Here is a 21,238-nt window from a genome sequence, read left to right on the forward strand (position 1 = left end):
GAACGTCTATTGATATTACACGCTTTTTGGAGTAATTACAACTGTAATATTGTCACAGGCTCTGATTCCGTTAACTGAGAATACTCCATCAGTGTTCTCAGATATCTCTCCGGTCCAGAGATCCTTAACTTCATAGCAAGGAGCCTCCGATATCTTATCTCCCAGATACTTCTTAAGAAGAGCCATATCCACCTTGAATTCCTCATTCTTATCCTCTTCGGAGACATTGATGAAGCTAAGGGCAAATCTGCCTTCGGAAAGGGGCTTGGCCAGAATATCCACTCTGTCAATATCACGAATATATTCCTTGGAAGGGTCAGTTTCCGCAAGGGTCGAATATACTCTTTTGGCCTGAATTCCAAGACTGTCCTGATTAAGGGCAATGATATCCTTATTGGCGATTATGCCATAGAGGTCATCCCCCTTCGTAACTCTTCTAAGGTCAAGACCAAGCATAAGAGGTGAGTTCATCATAGCCCACATGGTCATATGCGTTCTGTTCTGCGTAAGATCAAGACCATTCATTCCGATCATCAGCATATCCGGGTCATTCCAGCCCTTATCCAGGCCGGCGAACTCATCCATTATTACAGCCTTGCTGTACTGGGTAGTTACGCTGGTGGTATAGTCTCCTGTCCAGGTGCCAACGCCGGGATCTCCGTCGCTTCCCACTCTGAAGGTGATGTCGTTAAGTATCCTCCAGGAATCGCAGACCTTGTAGCCCCAGTTTGCGGGCTGGGTCTTGCCCCACTCACAGGCTGAGTAGATGATTGTCTGGGAAGGGTCTGCCTCACTTAGTCCCTCAAGGAGCCTTGCGTAGGAGTTAAGGGTATTCTCCTGACGTCTGTGATTCATAAGACGGATCCTGCACTTGCCTTTTTTGAGCACTGCTGTTACTGCTGTGGAAGTGGGCTTCGTATGATCCGGCGGATTCTTGGGATCCTTGTTCTCATCGGTAATAACGGGGTGAGGTCCGAAGAAATCATCATAGAGATATAATGTCTTCCCTTCGTACTGCGCTGCGATCTGAAGCCAGCTTCCGATGCCGGATTCCGCGCCGTTTATATGGTCCACAAGAATCGTATACTCTCCGTCACTTGGGATCTCTGTGTCAAAAAATATCTCGCCGCTCTCATCACCGACAGGAGAAGTCTCAGGTCCCGTTCCGTCGAAGGTTCCGATATTGCTAAAGAAATTTCTATCCTCAATTAGCTCCGTCCTTACGCCGTTTCCGCTGACCTGTAGGTTGACGCCGCAGGTGAAGGTCTCCTCCTTGCCCTGTCCCTTAAGGGTAACGGCATGAATAGCCGGGGCATAGGTGTATCGTGCATTGCAGGGGTTGGAAAAAGTAGCGTTGTCAAAAAGATAATAGCAGTTATCCACCTTCAGAAAGTCAACACCCCAGGATACATAGCTGGCTGCGTCCTGCTTCTCATGGCCGCAAGTTCCAACTGCTGCCCCGGCGCAGAGATTGCTTCCGATATCATTGTACATTCCAAACTTAAGGCCCCTATCGTGAATGTAATCGGACAGCGCCTTGAAGCCGCTTGGGAACTTAACTTCTTCGTTGGAAAGAAGGCCGTCTACTCTCTCGTTCTTATAGCAGCCATCGTCGAGGACCACGTATTTATAGCCCAGTTTATCAAGACCAAGCTCTACCATTTTGTCCGCCATAGCCTTGGTGAGGGCCTCTGTGTTGCCGCTTCCGAAGGCATTCCAGGAATTCCAGCCCATGGCAGGGAGATGATTTTTCTTTTTTCCCAGAAGAACCTGTCCGTTTGAAAAAGAATCATATCTCCTGTCGTCATTTAATCTGTCGGGAGTTAACCCCTTGTATCCGTCCATTTTTCATACCCCTCTTCATATTTTTACCGGGGTCAAAAAGTATTTGGCCCCGGCATTAGTTTGTAGCCCGATCATAGTATTATGATCAAAGATTGTATATTCTGGTGTATTTGTCTGTGAAGTACTTGATAAGAGGCTTGGCTGACAGCTCCTGACCGCATACCTTCTCAAGGACTTCAGAAGAAATTCTTGTGGCGCCGTACTGATGGATGTTCTCCTTGAGCCATGCTGTGATCTTCTTGATATCGCCTGCTGCCAGGATGTCATCAATGCTGCCAAGGTCCTTCTCTATAGCTTCAAGGAACATTCCGTCGTAGATGCTGCCAAGAAGGTAGGAAGGGAAGTATCCGAAGCTTCCGTCCGACCAGTGCATATCCTGAAGGACACCCTCTGCATCTGTGCCCGGAGTGATGTGAAGAAGCTCCTGCATCTTGTCGTTCCATACCGTGGGAAGCTCCTCTACTGTCACGTTTCCTTTGAAGATCTCTCTTTCAATCTCATATCTGAGAATTACGTGGAGGCAATAAGTAAGCTCGTCTGCCTCGGTACGGATGAAGCTGTTCTGTACGTGGTTGATCTCTCTGTAGAACTCCTCGATACCGATTTCCTTAAGCTCAGGGATCATCTCACACATCTTGGGCCAGATTGGCTTCCAGAAGTTGATGTTTCTTCCGAGAATGTTCTCATAGAATCTGGACTGACTCTCGTGAAGTCCCATGTAGTTAATGGTGCTGCCTGCCGTGCCCTCATACTTGTGGTCAACGTTCTGCTCAAAAAGGGCATGTCCGCCTTCGTGAATGGCTGAAAAAAGAGCCTCTATAAAAGCGTTCTCTTTGTAGTGATTGGTGATTCTGACATCATCAATGTTCATGTTGGTGGTGAAGGGATGCTCTGTCTCGCCCTGGCAGAATCTGTTCATATCCATTCCCATATACTCAACAATGTACTTGCAAACTTCCGCCTGTACATGAGCGGGAACCTTGAATGAAAATCTGGAGGAATCGGGCTGAGGTGCTGACACAACCTTGTTTACAAGGGGAACCAGCTCCTGTCTCAGTTCACCGAATACCTTGTCTATGGTCTCCTGAGTCATGCCTTCCTCGTAGTCATCGATAAGAGCATCGTAGGGATCCTTGTCGGGATCTGTGTAGCCCTCAACCTTCTTAACCATCTCGATGGTAGCGGCAAGGGGCTCTTTGTAAATGCTCCAGTCGTTAGTCTGCTTAGCCTTGGGCCATACAATTGCTGACTTATTAGTAGTCTTAACAAACTCCTCGTATACATCAGCAGGAAGACGTCTCATTTTATCAAGGTTCTTCTTGTTCTTCCTGATATCGAACTTCATTACGTCGTCAAGCTTCTCGAACTCCTCGGGCTCAGAGAGCTTGGTTACAAGCTCGTAATACTCATCGCTGGTGGATTTCTTGAAGCTCTCAGTTGAAAAATATGTAAGGGCATCGGAGAGCTTCTCCTTGGCTCCGTCGGGAGCTGTGGTCTCAAGATCCCAATACATAAGGGAAGTTGCGTGATCTATAAAATTAAGTTCTTTCTTTTTCTCTAAATACTGTTCAAGTAATGTCATGCTGTTTCTCCTCGTAAATTAATTATTGGCTGAAGGCAGATTTCCTTAGCCCTGAAGTCCTGCGGACTGTCTGATCATATCCTCTACCACGATGTCGTAGATTTCGCCCACGGTATTGCAGTACTCAAGCACCTTCCAGGGCTCGTTGGTATGGAAATGGATCTTCACAAGGTCCTCATCACCTGCGGCAATGAGAGAATTGCCCTCAAAATGAGTGGTGATGTAATCCGAGATCTCATCCTCATCCAGGTCCTTGTCTCTTCTGTCTATCAGAAGCTGTGTGTCATATCTGTATGCAAACTGATCGTCCTCTGCGTCAATACTATTAATTGGTTCCATGTTACCTCCTTGTCTGCTTGAAACGATTATCGCAACACACTGATTTTATCATTACCTCGTGGCACTGTCGAGATAAACCGTTCGTACCACAGCGCCCCACATCGCAGCAGCTGCATAATCTCTACGCAGCTTTCCTCACAGCTTCTTCGTCTGCACTTGCTGCAGCAAAGCACTGCGGAAACAGAATCCCACATACCATAAGCGGCGCGGTGAAGAAAATGTACGCAACATAGCGCACGAAGGAAGCAGGCGCCAATAGCATAGACAGATATATGATGAATATAAGGGTAAAACTCCTGGCAAAACCACGGGAACCTTTTCGTGAAACGTAGATGCATGCCGCAATAGAAAACCAGAGCCAGAATCCCGGAGTCCAGATGTAATGAAGGATTGGAATCTTGTGGGGCCACATCTTAACGGAAATTGCTCTGTAGGCAATGTCGATGTAGTTTCCTCCGAGATCACGCCAGCCGGGCATGTCAGTGACCCAGGCAAAATAACTCACCTGCTCATAGAGCCCCGAGCCCACAAAGCAGTCAAAGATAGCACCGGGGTACCACATCTCATAGCCGGTCAAGAGCCATGCATCAAAATATGCCTTGGGGTGCTTTATGAACATTTTGAGATAAACGGACATAAAGGCCCCCGGATCTTCAAGAATGACCTTGCCATCGACCTGTTCCTTCAGGTCATCCGCCACTTTATCGGAATACAGCTGCCATCTGTCGAGGCTCTGAAGGGATGTCAGGTACTCAAGATCTTCCTCTGAGAAGTCCTCAGGATAATAGTTGTAAACCCTTCCCAGCTGCTGGAGCGGAACAGCGAAGGCTTCCTGCTGCCCGTTCTTTTCCGCATCAAGTCCGTTTATGAGAGCAGAATTAACGGCAAAAAACAACACCAGCGATGTAAGAGAAATCATAATAAGCTTTCTTCTGTATTCTTTTTGGGCAAAACAAATAAGAAACGGGATAAACACGACGAAGTCATAGATGCCGTTTTTGCGATATAACATGAAGAGCGTGGCAAACAGACCCATTAGCAGGAACCGCACCGGCTCTTTGCGGAATATTTCCGGAGTGCATAGAAGCGCAAGAACCTGCAGCGTGTACATCATCACGCACAGAATAAATGCTGAGTCCGTTGCGGAACACAGTACATACATTACAACAGGCGGGAAAAGGCCAAGAAATCCAAGGCAGATTATACGCACCGCCTTAGGGATTCGATATCTTATAAGTTCGCAGTACATATAGGTGAAAGCCCCGGCAAAAAGCACCATCTGAAGTGCAATATAGGAGAAAATCCCCAGGTTGTAATTCCCTGTCAGGTCATGTACAGAATTAATAAGGCTGCACATTGTATAGGTGTGGAAAAGCGGATGCCAGGTCGTATTGGCATTTTTGGTAAAAAGAGAGATCTCGGTTCCGGCATCGTATGTGAAAAATCCCGGATAGACGCCCCACAGGACTAAGCCATAGGCGACGACAAGAAACAGAAAGACCGGTATGATCCTTGGAGCCAGCGCTTCCAAGCGGCCTTCATCCTCGATTAAACTTATATTGGCTGAGAGTTTGCTGCCGATTCTGTCAGCAAGTCTACCTATTATGGCAAACGCGACATAACAAAGTGCAGCCATGACAACAAAAGAAAGGATCTCACCTGCCCCCGGAACATGTAAGGCCCCCTCCCTGTCTATCTGTCTGGCGATAGAGATGCAAAACGAAAAAACCACTGAAAAAATAACCTTGCTCAACTGACGATTCCCCCTTTTCGTCTGTTATTTCTCGTGTTAACGTTTACTCCTCTAAAGTATACACTATTTATCTGTAAAAAAATATATGATTTTTCATCCCTCTATCTTATCCGGATGTCTGTCAGGGCGCATCGATCCCCGGTTAGAGCGACATAGACCTTCTCCACGGGATCGTTGATGGTTGTGGTGCATTCAAGGTATACCCCAAGATTCTCAGCAGTCGTGATTATCCTGCTTCCCTTCCTCTCGAAGCTGATCCTGCACTCCATGCCCTCTCTATTTTTCTCCTTCCAGGTATCCCACCCCGGAAAACTGTCCTTTCTCTTCATGGTAAAGCTGTTAACGGCAAAATCATACTTGTTCTCAACCTCGCCGTTTAGCTTGATAAGGGCATAGGCTCTGTAATTCTTTCCCTTGAGCCTTCCGTTATCCGAACTGAACAAAAGAGCATAGGGACAATGCCACACAAAGGTAGCAACCGGCAGACTCATGGTATGGAAAACAAGTTCAAGCTTGCCGTCGATCTCCACACTATCCGTAAATGCAGAGCAGGTCTGATTAACCTGTACGTTCTTGATATCCGACTCCATGTGGTTGATATAGCTGATTTCCTCCGATATTCTGGGGATATAGCCCGGGCCTATCACTTCATCGGTCTGTTCAATGTTTATATCCTTGATGGAACAGTTTTCACCGGTAATTCCGATATATACGGAGGTGGATCCGTCCTGAAGCGCTATGATGACTTCCTTTTTGTAAATCGGACAGGTCATCAGGAGTTTGAGGTGATCCTCATACTTAACGGCAGATATCTCATATTTGCCGCTTACGGATTTCATCATAGCCAGATTGACATCACCTTCAATGGTATTCTCCTCAATCTTTCTGGCTGCAGTGGTTATGCTGTGATTATCAAACCACACCTCTCCGTACTCCAGATAATGATAGGACTTGATAGCCTTAGGATTATCATGAATACGTCTGTCAAAGGAGTCAAACAGAATGATGGAAGGTGCGCTGTACTGCACCTGCGGATCCGGTGATATCTCGCAGTTAAAGCTGATATTTTCTATACTTGTGGCGACGGGAATGCCAAGGGACACAGTGGTTCTGTAGTCCCTGCAGACAAGCTCTTTTTCCACCAGTGAAATATCGTCGTGGATCTGGCTTTGGGTCTCATCGTCAATTATTCTTACCATAAGCCCCGCATACAATGGGTCGAACTCCGCTCCCGAACCGCTGACAAAAGCCTCCCTGGCCACAAAGCTGGGCCTTGCATCTCTGTATCTCTTCTTGGTAGTCATAGTGACATAGGCATCTGCCACACCTATGATCCTTGCTATCTCAGGTATTGCATCACCCTTAAGTCCCTCAGGGTAGCCAGTGCCGTTGTACCTCTCATGACTGCTGGCGGCGCCAACGCTAAGGTATGGATACTCAGAGATATTGGCCAGGATTTCCTTACCGATAACCGGCTTGGTTCTCATGACCTCCCGGTCCCATTTGCTGGGATCTGCCTCATTTTTAATGACCGAATCGGGAATACCGATCAGTCCTACGTCGTGAAGAAGGGCTGCATAATACACCTGGTCGCAGAAATCCTCGTCCTTATCTGCGAGAGCAGCCAGCTTTCTGGCATACTCAGCAATCCTCACGGCATTTCCTTTGGCAAAATCATCTCTTTTCTCAACAGCTGAGACAAAGGCCTTGGCAGTCTGATCATAGATTCTCTTCATACGGCGCTGCTCGCCTTGCATATTCCGGATCTCGATCTCGTGGGCATGTTCAACCGTGTTATTGATATCAAGGTAGGTAAAAATATACAGGCTTATGGAAACTGCAACAATCGACATATTCACAATTGATATGCCATATGCAAATATCTGTAGTACTCCGCAGAAAATGGGAACAAAGATATAGAGCAGCATGGAAATGTAGATAAGCTTACTGAAGGACCTTCGGTACTGCCTGATCACCGTATACTGCAACAAAGGACAGACTATCGGTACGATATAAGCGATCAGAAAGCCGCTTCCTCTGTGATAAACATTGTTGGCATCGAAATGGTAATACAGCCCTGTCAGAGCCGATACCACCGCCAGTATCATACCCACAACCGATATGACTCCCACAGTTTCAAGTCTTCTGGGAAGGCTCTTGGCGCCGCCCTCATTCAGGGTGTAATTGCTGACAATAACGTTGAATACCAGCACCACCGCAGAGGTGAGGAAGAACACCATGAAATTGCTTATGCGCACCATAAAATAACCCTTTCGGCTAACATCTCCCGAGTAGATATACGCAAGTCTGTCAAACCAGAGAAGGAACATAGCTACCAGCTCCATGAGAATCAGTGCCCATTTCCTCTTCTTGGACAAAAATCTTGTTATCAGAAGAAGGAATACCATAATTCCGCAGGCGCCGCATAAGATCAGCATGATATTAAGTTGATTGGTGACTAAATACTCATACATAGACTGCCTCATTTATGCAGAATGAAGAACTCCTTGAGCTTTTCCAGAAGCTCATCCTTTTGTATCGTCTTAAGAAAATAGCCTTCGGGCTTTAGTGCAACCACTGCCATAACACTTTCCTTGTCGCTTTTTCCCGTAAGGAACATAACCGGAATCCCCTTGGTCTCCTCATCACTTCTTAGCATCTCAAGAACCTGCGGGCCGCTGGTCACAGGCATCTCATGATCAAGTAGGATAAGATCAACACTGTTTTTTCCCAGCCACTTAATAGCCTGAAGTCCGGAATTGGCCATAAATACTTTGTAAGAGTCCTTCAGCCACTCCCTTACAAGTCCCAGATAGTTGGGGTCGTCATCCACCACAAGGATGCTCTTTCTGAACTCACCGAGGCTGGATTTTCTCAGGTAATCTGTAACGGTGGCCAGATATTTGGCATTGTCCACAGGCCTTGAAAATACGGAGTATATCAGGTCCTGGGGAATATGCTCACTAAGGCGCTGCAGATCTATCTGCTCTCCGATAAGGATCATCTGCAGTTCTTTTTCCTCCATCTTGTCAATGAGATAATGTATTACGTCCTCAGGAGGAAGATCGTTCTCGTCCATATACAGAGTTATAAGCCCCGCAGTGTCCAGCTTCTTATTCAGGTCATTGACAGTGCAGGGAACAAATTCGCATTCGATTCCAACGCCCTGGGCCTTGCTGACAAGCACCCGGACGATAAAAGACTCTTTTGCACCAACTACTATCATTCGATTATCGAGCATCTCTTCTCTCCTTAGTGATCCCCTGCTTATTTAATAAGTTCTTCCATACCTTCCCAGTCAAAGACCTTGAGCTTTTGCGTCAGCTCTGCGACCTTCTCCTCGTCCTCCTTGGGAAGTCTGTATTCTTTAAGATGATTCAATATAAACTCAACCGCATCATAATCCATCTGCGGCACAACATCCTTAAGGGCGCTGTAGGCATCTGCCAGCTCCTCCGGCGGTATATCTTCCTTATCATCGGCATTATCAGGCTCCTGCGCCGCAGACAGTTTGGATAACTTGCCCTTGAACTCCAGGTACCTTCGAAGAAGGTCCTCCGTATTCATGTCGATATACTCTTTGTCCTTTTTGTTACCGGCATCCTCAAGACTTGCGCAGAACGCCGAGAACTCCAATGCTCCGATTATTCTGGCGGAGCTCTTGAGAGCATGGACCTTAATGGTATACAGCCTTATATCATCATTTTCGTAAGCATCGCTGATCACCTTGGCGTTGCCGTCGATGGTATCAAGGAAGAGCTTCAGTGAGTAGATATACGATGATATTCCGCCGGAATTCTTAATACCCTCATCCACCGATATTTCAGGGATCTCACGGATCCAGTCAAGATCTTCGGGCATGGTCTCGGGCTCTGCCACGGCATCTTCCATGGTGGGCTTGTACATTATCTCCTCAGGCAGATGCTTCATGATGGTCTTCTCCAGGGCAAGGCTGTCTATAGGCTTGGCAAGATAGCCGGTGAATCCCTTGGATCTGTAGAACTCCTCTCCAACAGAGGCATTGGCGGTAAGGGCATAGACAGGAATATCCTTGTCCGTCTCTCTTATCTTCGCCACAGTCTCGACACCATCCATTCCCGGCATCATATGGTCAAGAAGCACCACATTGAACCTGGTGGTCTTCATCTTCTCGAGACACTCTTCTCCGCTCTCGGCGGTGGTAACAAATATCTTGGTGGCCTTCAGAAGCCCCTTGATAACAGTCAGATTCATAGGTGTATCATCAACAACCAGCACATCCGCATCGGGAGCTATGAACTGCGGAACGTAAGGACCGCTGGCCACACTCTCGTCATGCTCAACGAAAAATCCGATGGGCGTTCTGTCCACGATCTTCTGCTCTATGGTCAGGATAAAGTCTGAACCTTCTCCGTACACACTTTCGCAGACCAGGGTTCCACCCATGAGCTCTGCAAATCTTCTGGAGATATCAAGGCCAAGGCCCGTTCCCTGAATGGCGCTGTTTTTCTGCTCATCCAGTCTTTCATAGGCGGTAAAAAGCTTTTCCTTATCCTCAGCCTTTACGCCGATACCCGTATCCTTTACGGAATAGCGTATTTTAATAATATCATCCTGCCTCTCAGGCATCGATACACTAAGGACCAGACCACCCTTCTCAGTATATTTTACCGCATTGGTGAGGAGGTTGATCACTATCTGCTTGATCTTGCCGGCATCTCCGTATAGCCTTGTGGGCACCGTCTCATCAACTACAACGTCAAAGGTCAGCTCTTTTTCCGTGCTCTTGACCCTGATCATGGATACAATTGAGCGAAGAAGGTCGCTGACATCATATTCCTGCTCCACAAGATGCATCTTGCCGGATTCGATCTTGGAGATGTCCAAAAGGTCGTTAATAAGTCCCAGAAGAGCATCGGAGGCATTTTTAATATCAAGGGCATAGTTCATCATAGCCAGGAAATAGCCCTTTGGTACATTGGCAGGATCCTCACGCATGATCATCTCATCCATACCGAGGATAGTATTGATGGGCGTCCTGATCTCATGGGAGATATTAGCCAAAAATCTGGTCTTGGCGGAGTTGGCACGCTGAGCCTCATCCCTTGCATGCTTGATCTCATCGTACTGACGCCTGATGACAGTTCCTGCCATAACTCGCCATACTATCAGTCCCGCAAAGGCTGCAATGAGGACAAAGCCCAATATTCTTACTATCAGAAGCTCAGTCATTCTGGGCTGTTTGGTAAAACTGTAGGAATTCTCCAGTATTACCTGGGTGTTGCTGCCGGCAAGGACCTGCAGATGGAGGGTGTAGTCACCGCTACTCATTCCCGTATACTCAAGGGGCGTGAGCTTACTTTTTGCCACCAGAACATCGTCCTTCTGATTGCCATCCATATAAATGTGGACCTGAGGATCCACAAGTGTATAATCCAGAACTGCGGCACTGATCTTTACACGGGAATCCGCAGAAGGAAGGACATATCGTCCCTGCTCATCCGGAAGGATCCGCTCATCACCGCAGTAAACAGACTTAAGCACCGCCTTAACATCCATTCTCTGGCGGAAAAACTGTCTGGTATTGACCTTGCATACGCCATGCCTTCCCGCAATATAGATATTTCCGTCCGCATCCATACAACTGAAGGAATTGGAGGTAGGAGTACTGGAAAGGCCATTGGCCATGGTAAAAAGCCTGTAGTCCGTCACGGAGTCATTTAGCATATCATCTCTGCTTACGTTGTAGATTCCATAGGAAGACACTATCCAGATACCGTTGTTATCATCAAAGAACAGGTCATAATTATTACTGATCGGAACCGTTGTAACAGGAGTAATAGCCCCATCCTTCAGGTACTCGATGGAGTTGGAGGTTACAACCCAGTACAGGTCATCAATATTATCCTTTTTAATCCTGCGGACCACGTCGCTGGTCAGGTCTTTGGTCCTTCCTATCTTATCTATGCCAACACCCTGAATAACATAGATACCATCGCCGTCAGTACCGGCGAGTATATTACCGTTATCGCCTTCACAGATTGTCAGAAAAACATTATTCTTAAGGCCACTTGAAGCATCCACGCACCTTACAACTTCTTCGTTCTTTATAACAGCCAGTCCCTCATTGGTACCCACAAGGATAGAACCATCTGAGGCTTCAGAAATGCATCTTATCTCATTGCCGGGAAGTCCATCCTCCACAGTGTAATTCACTATTTTCCCTGATCTTTGGAGGCAGACAACCCCAAGGCTGTGATTAAAGGTTGCTATCCACAGATTCTTCTGACGGTCACTGATAATACAGCGCACTCTGGCATCAGCTATAAACTTGGTAAGAGCATTTGTTACAAGTGAGCCGTTTTCAAGCACGCGAAGTCCGCTGTCGGTGCCCACATACAGCACTCCGTCAAGTATACAGGTGGTATTTACCAGCTCCTTATTAAGGCCTCTTTTGCCGGTCATATCCAGGAAATTACTGGATACAATTTTGACAACTCCCTGATTGGAGGATGCAATCCACAAATTGCCCTGATAGTCGCTGGTCATCATCTCGATTCCGCTGTCCACAGGCAGATCCTCCAGCAGATTGAACTGATTGTTCTCATCAAGATACCCGACCTGATTTATGGAGGATATCCAGATCCTTCCGCAGTCATAATTTATCCAATGGATACCCGACAGCGGGTAAACGGATATACGTTTCATACCGTTGGTCATGCTGCCAAATCTGCCGTGATACAGGTAGCTGTCTTCTGTACAGATATATACATATCCAATGTGCTCAGGATCGGCGATCATAGTGGTTATCTTGCTGATACCAAGGTCCGAACTCTCAAATACCTGGTGAACTCTTGTATCCTTCAGGGAGAATACCTTGCCGCTTTGGGTGGAGCCGTAGATTGTGCCGTCAAGGTCACAATCAAGGCGAAGAACCCTCTCCTCATTAAGCCTCTCATCATACATGGGGTGAATACGAAGCTTCTCATCGGCATAGCACACCCCTGCTGTGGTACCTATGTATACATTGCCGTCATGGTCTTCGGCAAAAACTCTTATGGAGGAGGAAGGAAGCCCCTCCTTGTAGGTGATCCAGGTGATGTCTTCTCCATCTATGACCACGACACCATTGTCATTGGTGCCAACCCAGATGCGGCCCTTGCTGTCCTCAAACAGGCCTCTTGCGCTTGTAAGTCCCTCGGAATGATCTATTTTCTCAAAAACGTTTCCGTCGTATCTAAAGATTCCGCTGTAGCTACCAATCCAGATATAGCCATCTGACGAGCCCAGGATATAGTTGGCATCGGAGGTTATAAGGCCGTTAGTCTCATCATACATAACCGCTGAATAACCAACAGATCCGGACTGGCCGCTGGCTGCGAAGCCGCCACCTATGGGCACTGCATTTTCTGCATCAACGGACATTTCTGAGCCTATCCCTGCTTTCTCCTCAGATCCGGCCTTTACTGCACCGTCAGTGGCTCCTGCCAAAAGAGCGCAGTTTCCCCCCATAATGAGCGCAAGACTCAATGAGCAAAGCATAGCTGCTATTTTATTTAGTTTTTTGTTTCTTCGCAGCATGCCTTTCTCCTTTATACATTGTTATATTTCTTAAGTATTACCTTTACTTCCGGCAGCGCTTCCAAAAATACCTCCACGCATTTTGGATCAAACTGTTTACCCGATTCCTCTGTGATTATTTTCAGCGCTTCATCCAGTGGAAATGCAGGCTTATATACTCTTGGTGACGTTAGAGCGTCAAAAACATCGGCAATAGCCATGATACGAGCCGACAGAGGAATTACTTCGCCGTGCAGCCCCTCAGGATATCCTTTTCCATCCCAGCGCTCATGATGATAAGCTGCCATATTACGGGCTTCCTTAAGGTAGTTCTCACCCTTGACGGTACTGATGGCATTCTCCATGATCTTTTTGCCGGCAGCAGCATGGGTCTTCATGATCTCAAACTCTTCCGGGGTGAGCTTGCCGGGCTTATTCAGGATCTCATCCGGGATATTGATCTTACCTATGTCGTGAAGAGGTGCGCTTCGTACCACATCCGACATGAACTTGGGAGTTACTTTTTCAGCGTAGTAGCCCTTTCTGTTTAGGCCCTCTACGATTATCTTCACATATAATGCGGTCTTCTGAATGTGCTCACCGGTGTCGGAATCGCGACGTTCAACCATGTCCGCCATGGTGATGATAAGTCCGTCCTGCATCTTGGCCGTAGTCTCAGAGAGCCTTCTAAGGTCCCTCATCTGCTCCGACAGGTTCAGAGTCATTCTGCAGATGGAGTCGTAGAGCCTTTCGATCTCATCTTCCGTATTGATCTCCAGCGCCCTTATGGCCTTTACGTTTTTATCCAGCTGCTCCTGGTCATAGCCCATGCTGGAAAAGTCATCCACGCACTTGGCCATGCTTCGTATCGGATATACCATGCCCGTATTGGTGAACCACATATTGTTGGCTATAACCAGAATGAAGAAGCCCATGAGAATCAGTAGTGACCTTACTATGAAATCCTGCATGTAATCTGCCATGTAGGTAATGGAAATGTCCGCCACCGCATAGCATACGCACTCCCCTGCTTCGTCCTTAATGGGGTAAAAAACGGTTCGGGTCCAGCTGTCTATGTCTCCATGGTCAATAGGGTCAATATGCCGCCCCTCCAGTATGTCCGGTATAAATGGCATCAGTCCGTCGTCATACTCAACCACATTATCCTTTTTTTCAATAGCTGAACCAGAGGGCTCAATCTCAAAGATGACATGGCCCTCTTTTTCCCCAAACCTTATAAGATACAAGCTCTGAAGTATAGAATAATCATTTGCAACCGTCTGAAGGAGCTTCTGAGTTTCCTCATATTCGGAACCGGAGTAGCCGTTTCTAAGGATTGCCTTGACATTGTCGATGCTTATCAGTTCCGCAACCAGCTTCAGTGAATTCTCCGCGTCCACTGTCATGCTGTCCTTGGTCTTGGAGAAATACATACTGATTCCGCTCCAGCCCGTAACTATTACCAAAAGTATTGAGGTAAGCAGGATCATTAACGTCGTTCTTAAACGCATGGAGTATCGCATATCTTTTCCCCAGCTGTTAAGGGTGTTGATCTCCTCTTGTGGCAGAGCGCGCTGTTTCCAGTTGCCAAGTTCAATTTGCTCGAGAATCCTTGATGGCACCAGCGTTACAATGAGCCAGGCAAAAAAGACCGCAATTCCCTTATCAATTGTGTTAAGCAGGATACTGTAGATAAAGAATGCAAAAAAAGCCGGGATTCCCAGGGATGAGGTGAACAAAAGGACTGTGTCGGAATCAGCCGCAGCCTCTTTTCCCTCCAGCAGGAACCAGTTGATGACTGCAGAAATACTGCCGGAAAAGAGCGTCAGGGTTCCCATCAAAGTGATGATAGTCCCCAGTTTTCTGATGGAATGCCTTCTGATAAGCCATGCCGAAAAAATAGCTATCATGGCGTTCATGAAGCTGTAATAGATAGCGTTGACATTAAAAAGCGCACAAATTGCATTCGTAACCACAGCCGTCAGGATTCCGGGAAAAAGGCCCCCCACTGCTGCCACTGCCACAGTACCTATGGTATCCAGAAACAGAGGATATCCCATACTGTACATGGCATAAGCCAGAACGACGTTAACTATGATTCCGATAAGTGATAACAATATGTGTTGACCAAAACTGCCAATCTTTATTTTTGATAATCTATCTGCAGCCATGATTCACCATAGTAAAATACATAATCGCCTACATAAACGTTTTATCGCATACCTATCCTCATTATATCAAACTTCGAGGGCTAAGCTTGTTAAAAAAGCATAAATAACTACAATTAAAACATTAAAAACTTACATTACATGGTAAAAGCCCTGTAGCCGCAGCTGCAAGGCTTTTATCTCCCCTCATAACATTAGTAAACCGCTTATCTTCTCATCTGAAAATAATTAGTGCCGACAGTAGCAGAATTGCAAACTGCAGCATAAAAACTCCTTCCATTACCAGTGCCACGAGCATTGTTGATGACATACTCCACAATCTCTTTTTCATACTCGGATTACCCCGCTTTTGCATAAACAAGTGTCTGATTCATTATCTGTATATAAGACTACAATACGATGTCCTACAAAATGTCGTCACTGTCATACTTATACTAAAAAAACAGATTTGAAAAGGTTATTCATCCCATTTGTCATGCTATAATCTACGCTGATTTAGCACTCCTCCTGTAACTCAGTAAGATACCCTTCGGTCTCGCTGGACCAGGTATAGGAGTTCATGTACTCTCCGCGAAAACTGTCAATGGCAGCCTGATCTTTATCAAGGAACCGATACAGATCGCAGTCGATTTTCTCGGGAACAATGCGCATAAGTCCCTGCTCTGCCTCGAAGATATCTGAGATCCCGTATTCCTCAAGGCTGTCCTTCATGCTTCTTATTATGGTGTCAAAATACTTCTGCTTGGCCCTGTCATAATCGTCGTCCTCCCAGAGGATGTAGAACAGGTCCTTTCTTGCGATGAACTGGCCTCTGTGGTCCACAAGACAGGCCAACAGTTCTTTGGCCTTGGATCTCTTAAATACCACGGGTTTGCCGTTAACAAGAATATTGAAAAAGCCGAAGGTCTCAACCTTGGCCTTCACTTCATTACTACTTCCAGCTCCGGCTGTGGCAGCAGGGGTTCCGGTTCCCAGAGCATACTCAATCTCTGAAAAAAGTTTCTCATAGCTCACGGGCTTGAGCAGATACCCTGTGGCGTGCATTGCATAGGCATCAATCGCGTATTCCGAATATCCGGTCAGAAAAATAATCTTGATATCCGGACATCTGTTTTTAATATTGGTGGCAAGCTCCAGGCCTCCCATTTCCGGCATATCTATGTCAAGAAGCGCCAGATCGGCCTTTTCCTCATCCAGATATTCCAGTGCCTCAAGGGCATTCATGAAGGATTCTACCTCTTCGAATTTATTGGTTTTTTTCACAAGAGAGACCGTCCTTGCAAGGATCAGTCCCTCATCATCAACACATATTGCTCTCATCTCTTCCCTCTGAAAATATTATCAGATCATCAGGTCAGATAGGTATCCTGATCGTAACGCTGGTACCTTCTCCCTCTACACTCTCAATTTTGAATGTACCGCCCGCCATGTCGATTATGCGGTCACGGACATTTTTTAATCCAATATGATCACCCTTTAGGGTGTCCTCGATCATCTTGTCCACGTCAAAGCCCTTGCCGTTATCCCTGATTGAGATCACGTGGGCATCCTCTTCGCGCCAGGTACTTACGGCTACCCATCCATGTTTTTTGCCCCTGACACCGTGTCTTATGGCATTCTCCACCATGGGCTGTATGGTCAGCGGCGGTATAAGGAAGTCATCGTCCTCGATCTCATAGTCGATCTTGATTGATGGAAAGCGCACCTGCTCGATATCTGAATAGATTCTGGTATGCTCCAGCTCCTTAGTAACAGAAATCATATCCTCCTCATTAAGAGAGTTGATATTCTGCCTCAGGTACAGGGCAAATTCCTCGATGACCTTGGATGCCCTCTCCGGGTCAATTTCCGTCAGAGCCTGGATGGTTGACAGTGTGTTAAACAAAAAGTGGGGCTGGATCTGGGACATCATTATCCTGATCCTCTGCTCTGCCTTGAGAGCATTCTCATGCTCCCTTACAAACTGCAGGTGCAGCCAGATGTAAAAGAACACAATGCTCTCAGTCATTGCCACTGTCAAAAACGTAACTCTTGCGCTAAAATAAGCCTCCATGTCCAGCACTACTGCAATGACCACCATGACCGATATGATGATGGGAACCACAGCTTCTCTTCGCCTGATTCCACGGTACTTCATGAGAGCGCTTACAACAATCCATACCACCATCACAAAGCTTACACCGAAGGGTATATATCCCAGCGGTCCTCTGTGCCAGTGGAGGTTTGGATCGTAGAAAAAAACCAGGTGTGAAAAAAATGAGGACATACAAAATGCTGCGTTGACCACAATGAGAGCATGCAACAGTTTTGTTCCTTTTTCATTACCAACGAGCCTGACAAAAAGATATAGCACCACAGTTCGTAGTATATAGCCCAGGGCAGAAATTAAGGTATACCAAAAAATCGGGGCATTCCTATATAGGACATCTCCGTATTCCATGGAAAACTGCGGCTCCCATAGCAAAAAGCCAACTATCAGGGCTATTGCATATACTCTGTATCTGTTGGCTTTTTGGATATAGGGATCTGCCATAACTGCAATGGCCACACCGGCCAGCTGCAGTACCAGCGCCATATTCAGCGCGGCTATAGTTTGTAAGTTAGGATCTTCGAACAAGTGCTATTCCTTCCTTTTATTCCATGACCTTCTGGAAGTTAACTACTTCTGCCTCTGAATACTCAGCGAACATTCCCTGCAAAATCTTGTCATCTTCCACTTCATTCTTTTCCCCGTCGGATTCAACATAGTAGGTTGCATTTCCGTTGGTGTCAAATTCTTCATAGGCGGTTTCCTCAGCTACGAGTTTGCCGTCTTTAACTGTATTTTTTGTCACAAAATGATGACCTGCTGTCAAAAGCTTGCCGTCCTTAACAGCAAGAGGATTGGCTGTTCCGCCGGACTGTACTGTTCCAAGGAACACAACATTTCCATCCTTGTCATACATGAAGACTGATGAATCGATGGCAGCCTCATTGCCGTCAAGATTGTCGTAGCTTCCATTGGCAACGAGAAGTACATCGGTTTCGTCAAGCGTTACATTGGCATATGCCATATTGGGATAGAGACTGTCCACAATCTCTGTAAATGTAGCATACTTGGACATATCCTCTTTGGAGAAATCAATTCCTGAAACTGTTGTGAAAGGAGTGAACTTAAGAGCTGTCTTCTGGCCCTCAATTCTATCCATTTCTGCCTTGTAGTCCTCCTCGGACATAGGAGTCCACTCCTCGTTATCATAGGTTGAGAACCATGGATTCTTCTCGTCTGTATATGCGTCATATTTGTAGCCAAGCTGGCATACCATATCTGTGGAGTTGGGCTCAAAAATCCACACTACGGATCCGTTTTCCATAGCTCCGCCGGAGAACTCATTAAGAAGCGCATACCCTCCGTATGCATAATATCTGTCTCTGGCAGTTCCTGTTACGATGTGAGTTGCAACTCTGTCAACCGTTGAATATACGTCGTAAACCATTCCGTCGATCTCACTGCCGGACATATCGCCGATAAAGAGATCCTCGATACCGTCGCAGTTCATATCTGCATAGGCATAGCCAAGAACCTCAAAGGGCTTCTCGTTATTAGCGGCTATTGCTGCGATCTCAGGGCTGATACCCTCTTCTTCACACTTATTTGCATCCCAGCCCTCACTGATAGCTGTCACATACTTATCAAGAACTGTAAAATACAGATCTTCTCCCTTGGTTCCGGCCTTGTAGACAAAAAGGTTATCCCCTGTGCCTGTGATATTCTCGAAGATACTCTCGGTGGAATCCTCAAGTTTAGTGTAGCTCTCAGGAGCCTCAGGCTCATTGTAATCCCACTGAATCTCGGAAGCATAACCTCTTCCAACATTATATATGGTTCCATCGGTAGCGAATACTTCTCCTACCTTGGTGAACATTCCGCCGGCAAAAATATTGCAATCGGAAGATAATCCAACCTCAAATACAAGTCCGGGCCAGCCTGCATCCACCAGGGCCTTGTCATATACACTTATGCGGTCATCCTCTACCTTGGCATAGGTCATGCCCTTTAACTCATCAGGAATTGTTACCTGAATGAGATCTGTCGCAATAACGCTGTCTGTAATGTAGCCCTCTGCATTTGCAGTATTCTCTACAGTAACTTCTTCTTTCTTTTCGCCTGCAACTTCTGACTCGGAAGTCTCTGCCTGCTGCTCTGCCCCCGCATTCTCAGGCTCTGTTGCCACCTCTGAACCACATGCGGTCAAAGCAATTGCCATTCCGATTGCAGGAATGATTGCCAGGTTACCATTCATCAGATTTCTCTTTTTCATAATTTATCCCCTTGTCTCATAAGAAAATATAGCTTGGTTTATATTTCTGAATAAGCTTATCAGACTGTGTCCTACAAAATGTCGTCATCCCCCGAAAATGGCATTATATCCGGCGCATTTCATGTATTCTTACCACACCGCCTCTTCGTAGTAGTACCAGTGATCACAGATTTTCTCTGATCTATATCTTGATTTTTCATGGGATTCACTGCTGTCAATCTCGTAATAATCCCCTTCCTGTGCCACTCTGTGGATATCCAGCAAAACATCATTAGGAGAATAATATATGCCCCGAGTCCAATAGCCTTGCTTTTCAGGCTGCCCCTTCAGCATAAATCTGACTAAGTCTTGTCTTCCATCTCCGGAGGACTTAGCAACTGATATTGATATAATTGCTAACTTATTAAACGGATTTATCTCTTTCTTAGCCTCAATCGGAACCTCCCAGACCCAGTAATAAATTTCAATATCTTCTTCCTGCTTTTGGTACAATTCCTCAGCAAAAGCTGTAAGCTTTTCGCTGTTATTAGCTACATACTCTCTTATATCAATCGGAAATCTGAAGATTCCGAGTAAATAATTCATAACCACCAAAACGGTAATTGCTGCTATAACAACTACAGAAATTCCAATCTTATTCTTCATCCGGGCATCCCTTCCTTTCTCCATTTTATGCCTAATTCAATAGCTTCATGATCTTCGGGCATATCTCCCCAATCAGGCAGACCATACATCCAAGGCATGTCCCATTTATATCTGTTTTTTATTTGTACTGCAGCACCACCTGAATATAATTCAAAATCGGAGAAGTATTTTGCTCCTACATAAGCATAAAGGACATTACCTAGCGTTCCAGGATCCATCACCTGTCCATGGTATAAGAAGTATTTACAGTCAGTATCCTTCGGACTCTTAAAGCCAAATGCCTTCTCCCAGCTGTCAGACTGTTTAATATCCATTTCACCACCAGTTCGTACTTTAAGGAAAAAATCAATATATAATGCTACTTTTGCTTGCTTACTTAATGGTTCAAGAGGAAGTATTGAAGTATAATACCACAAATCGAACTCTTCCTCCCTTTCTTTAAGCCAAGCATCTATTATGTCGGTATAATCTCGCTCCTCCCAATTAATTGATGGATCATTAAGATGTTCTTGCAATTGTTTTAGATTTTCTGCAGTTCCTTCATCTACTTGCTTTTTATGTTCTTGTCCCCATCTCTCAAGCGCCTCTATGTATTTGGCAACGGCTATTTCAAAAAGTTTAGAAGGTCCGACAATAGGCGCCATTGCAGAATTAGCTGATAGTTTTATATTGTTACCTTTACCAGAATTACCTAATATACCTTGCTCACATTTAACATATTCATTAGTTATTAACTCCAATCCATCTCCTAAATCCTGCATTTTGTTGGCGCTTTCATATGTTTCTTTCGCCAAGTTCTCAAGTACAGGTTCAAGCATCACGTAGCTAGAATCCAATGCTTGTGATATTTCCAGTATTTCATCCCCATTAGTTGTCAGCCTGGCTGAAACATCTCGAAATGTGCTGATAGGTTCTCTCATTCTCTCCGGACTAATCCGAAATCTTCCTTCCATAGTCTTTCGTCCTTCCTTGTTTGATAGTTATCTATATCATATTTAACAATATAAATGTTCATTTTCTGATGAATGACACCTGAAATCGGACGAATGACACAAAATCAAGTAAT

Annotated in this window: 13 protein-coding genes; all 13 read right to left on the reverse strand. The window is 45.9% G+C overall.

All coding sequences use genetic code 11. The features are described 5' to 3' along the window. Nucleotides 1-15: 15 nt before the first annotated feature. Entirely contained in the window at nucleotides 16-1,845 is a 1,830-nt protein-coding gene (locus NXH67_RS07620) for a glycoside hydrolase family 27 protein (RefSeq protein ID WP_272796974.1), read from the reverse strand. An 85-nt stretch (nucleotides 1,846-1,930) separates the two neighbouring features. Further along, nucleotides 1,931-3,427: a carboxypeptidase M32 gene (locus NXH67_RS07625; protein WP_272796975.1), complete on the reverse strand. Its 1,497-nt coding sequence runs from the start codon at nucleotides 3,425-3,427 to the stop codon at nucleotides 1,931-1,933. Between the two features lie 45 nt (nucleotides 3,428-3,472). Continuing rightward, complete coding sequence (locus NXH67_RS07630) at nucleotides 3,473-3,766, reverse strand: hypothetical protein (RefSeq protein ID WP_022779023.1); 294 nt, start codon at nucleotides 3,764-3,766, stop codon at nucleotides 3,473-3,475. A gap of 121 nt (nucleotides 3,767-3,887) precedes the next feature. Then, complete coding sequence (locus tag NXH67_RS07635) at nucleotides 3,888-5,519, reverse strand: DUF6020 family protein (RefSeq protein WP_272796976.1); 1,632 nt, start codon at nucleotides 5,517-5,519, stop codon at nucleotides 3,888-3,890. A 101-nt stretch (nucleotides 5,520-5,620) separates the two neighbouring features. Then, the gene (locus tag NXH67_RS07640) at nucleotides 5,621-7,993 is read right to left on the reverse strand and encodes an HD domain-containing phosphohydrolase (protein WP_272796977.1); all 2,373 of its coding nucleotides are present in this window, start codon (nucleotides 7,991-7,993) and stop codon (nucleotides 5,621-5,623) included. 8 nt (nucleotides 7,994-8,001) lie between these two features. Next, nucleotides 8,002-8,760: a response regulator gene (locus NXH67_RS07645; protein WP_272796978.1), complete on the reverse strand. Its 759-nt coding sequence runs from the start codon at nucleotides 8,758-8,760 to the stop codon at nucleotides 8,002-8,004. A 26-nt stretch (nucleotides 8,761-8,786) separates the two neighbouring features. Continuing rightward, nucleotides 8,787-13,079 (reverse strand): hybrid sensor histidine kinase/response regulator, encoded by a 4,293-nt coding sequence (locus NXH67_RS07650; protein ID WP_272796979.1) that lies wholly within the window; start codon nucleotides 13,077-13,079, stop codon nucleotides 8,787-8,789. Between the two features lie 11 nt (nucleotides 13,080-13,090). Continuing rightward, the gene (locus tag NXH67_RS07655) at nucleotides 13,091-15,175 is read right to left on the reverse strand and encodes an HD domain-containing phosphohydrolase (RefSeq protein WP_272796980.1); all 2,085 of its coding nucleotides are present in this window, start codon (nucleotides 15,173-15,175) and stop codon (nucleotides 13,091-13,093) included. Nucleotides 15,176-15,721: 546 nt separating this feature from the next. Then, nucleotides 15,722-16,546: a response regulator gene (locus tag NXH67_RS07660; protein WP_272796981.1), complete on the reverse strand. Its 825-nt coding sequence runs from the start codon at nucleotides 16,544-16,546 to the stop codon at nucleotides 15,722-15,724. A 34-nt stretch (nucleotides 16,547-16,580) separates the two neighbouring features. Next, on the reverse strand, nucleotides 16,581-17,801 hold the full coding sequence (locus NXH67_RS07665; RefSeq protein ID WP_272796982.1) for a sensor histidine kinase: 1,221 nt from the start codon (nucleotides 17,799-17,801) through the stop codon (nucleotides 16,581-16,583). A 58-nt stretch (nucleotides 17,802-17,859) separates the two neighbouring features. Next, nucleotides 17,860-19,527 (reverse strand): hypothetical protein, encoded by a 1,668-nt coding sequence (locus tag NXH67_RS07670; protein ID WP_272796983.1) that lies wholly within the window; start codon nucleotides 19,525-19,527, stop codon nucleotides 17,860-17,862. Between the two features lie 129 nt (nucleotides 19,528-19,656). Continuing rightward, entirely contained in the window at nucleotides 19,657-20,172 is a 516-nt protein-coding gene (locus tag NXH67_RS07675) for a hypothetical protein (RefSeq protein ID WP_272796984.1), read from the reverse strand. Further along, on the reverse strand, nucleotides 20,169-21,125 hold the full coding sequence (locus NXH67_RS07680) for a polymorphic toxin type 44 domain-containing protein (RefSeq protein ID WP_272796985.1): 957 nt from the start codon (nucleotides 21,123-21,125) through the stop codon (nucleotides 20,169-20,171). The genes NXH67_RS07675 and NXH67_RS07680 overlap by 4 nt, the downstream gene beginning before the upstream one ends. Nucleotides 21,126-21,238: the final 113 nt, after the last annotated feature.

The sequence above is a fragment of the Butyrivibrio sp. DSM 10294 genome, from assembly GCF_028539135.1.
Taxonomy (GTDB): Bacteria; Bacillota; Clostridia; order Lachnospirales; family Lachnospiraceae; genus Butyrivibrio.

Coding starts and splice junctions, on each gene's coding strand:
- NXH67_RS07665 (WP_272796982.1), bottom strand. CDS start 17,801: ATGGCGCTGGTACTGCAGCTGGCCGGTGTGGCCATTGCAGTTATGGCA.
- NXH67_RS07625 (WP_272796975.1), bottom strand. CDS start 3,427: ATGACATTACTTGAACAGTATTTAGAGAAAAAGAAAGAACTTAATTTT.
- NXH67_RS07680 (WP_272796985.1), bottom strand. CDS start 21,125: ATGGAAGGAAGATTTCGGATTAGTCCGGAGAGAATGAGAGAACCTATC.
- NXH67_RS07675 (WP_272796984.1), bottom strand. CDS start 20,172: ATGAAGAATAAGATTGGAATTTCTGTAGTTGTTATAGCAGCAATTACC.
- NXH67_RS07645 (WP_272796978.1), bottom strand. CDS start 8,760: ATGCTCGATAATCGAATGATAGTAGTTGGTGCAAAAGAGTCTTTTATC.
- NXH67_RS07660 (WP_272796981.1), bottom strand. CDS start 16,546: ATGAGAGCAATATGTGTTGATGATGAGGGACTGATCCTTGCAAGGACG.
- NXH67_RS07630 (WP_022779023.1), bottom strand. CDS start 3,766: ATGGAACCAATTAATAGTATTGACGCAGAGGACGATCAGTTTGCATAC.
- NXH67_RS07670 (WP_272796983.1), bottom strand. CDS start 19,527: ATGAAAAAGAGAAATCTGATGAATGGTAACCTGGCAATCATTCCTGCA.
- NXH67_RS07640 (WP_272796977.1), bottom strand. CDS start 7,993: ATGTATGAGTATTTAGTCACCAATCAACTTAATATCATGCTGATCTTA.
- NXH67_RS07650 (WP_272796979.1), bottom strand. CDS start 13,079: ATGCTGCGAAGAAACAAAAAACTAAATAAAATAGCAGCTATGCTTTGC.
- NXH67_RS07620 (WP_272796974.1), bottom strand. CDS start 1,845: ATGGACGGATACAAGGGGTTAACTCCCGACAGATTAAATGACGACAGG.